This is a genomic window from Hydrogenivirga sp. 128-5-R1-1 (assembly GCF_000171895.1).
In genome coordinates, this window is record NZ_ABHJ01000389.1 from 1 (window position 1) to 1,360 (window position 1,360).

1 protein-coding gene and 1 CRISPR repeat array are annotated in these 1,360 nt (G+C 31.8%); the gene reads right to left on the reverse strand.

Translation table 11 applies throughout. The features are described from left to right. Positions 1–20: 20 nt before the first annotated feature. Positions 21–458: a CRISPR direct-repeat array (repeat unit 29 nt; unit sequence GTTTTATCTGAACTATATGGGGTATAAAT). A 108-nt stretch (positions 459–566) separates the two neighbouring features. Beyond that, positions 567–1,360: DNA topoisomerase (locus HG1285_RS01350; protein WP_008289418.1), on the reverse strand; the 794-nt coding region annotated here is incomplete at its 5' end.

Genomic DNA, 1,360 nt, shown 5'->3' on the forward strand with positions numbered 1-1,360 from the left:
TTTGTCGCTGATTTACTTCAGTTTTATCTGAACTATATGGGGTATAAATTATAAAAATATCGCTACCATGGCAGCGGACACGTAGGGTTTTATCTGAACTATATGGGGTATAAATCATCACTGAGATATAATACATCTGTGCAGGACTACCCCGGTTTTATCTGAACTATATGGGGTATAAATGCTACAACATCAAAATCTTGATTTTTATTTTCTATAAACGTTTTATCTGAACTATATGGGGTATAAATATTTTTGAGGTTAGTTCCCTGATTTTTGCACATTTTTTGTGCGTTTTATCTGAACTATATGGGGTATAAATTTCAAAGCCTGACAGCTTATAAGGGATATAAAGGACCTTGTTTTATCTGAACTATATGGGGTATAAAGTTGACCTTTAATCTAACAGTTATTTGACACCCCATAATAGTTTTATCCGAACTACGTGGGATGTAAATTTTGTGAGTGTGGATAGTCTACATCCTTAGGCTACGCTCTATTTTATCTGAACCAAGTGGACTGTTCCCACTCCCTCCCTATTGAATGCTAATTTTACACTTTTACTTTTATTTATTTTTATATTTCGTAAAATGTTTTACTATTTCATTAAACAGATTTTTTATAATCTCATTGTAGTCTGCGTCGTTATTTTCTACTTTATCCATGAGATTTTCAAGCTCCCTTGTAAATTTTTCATTTACAAACTTATAAAAGTCTTCTTTTTCTTTTATCAAATTTAAAACTATTCTTCCAAGTTTTGTAGGAAAAAGATAACCGTTTCTTTCAACTATATAACGCCTTTCAAGAAGTTTTTCTATTGTTATTGCATAGGTTGATGGTCTTCCAATTTCCTTTTCTTTCATATCTTGAATAACAGTTGCATAAGTATAATAAGGAACTTTTGGTCTTAAACTGAATTTTTTATTATCCACCTCATATTTACCTTCTGACAGCTTTTGAATTGTTATTGGTTTAATTAGGTTAAATCCATTTTCAACTATTTTTGTGAATAAACTAATTTCTATTTCTTTATCAAAAGCCATTACTTTATAAGTGGTTTTTTCCACAACTGTTTCTCTCATCTGAGAAGCCATGAACTGTTTAAAAATCAGGTCATATAGTCTTATATGGTCTTTAGTAATACCAGTTAAATTCATTGTATAAATCATTGACCTTAAATCATCGGCATCTGTTGGTCTTGTTGGTCTGATACACTCATGAGCTCCACCAGATGCTACGAATGTTCTTGGATGAAAATATTCTTCTCCAAAATTTTCTGTAATGTACTCTTTTGCAACTGCAACGCCAGCAGGAGATACTCTAATACTGTCTGTCCTGTGATATGTTATTAACCCAGCTC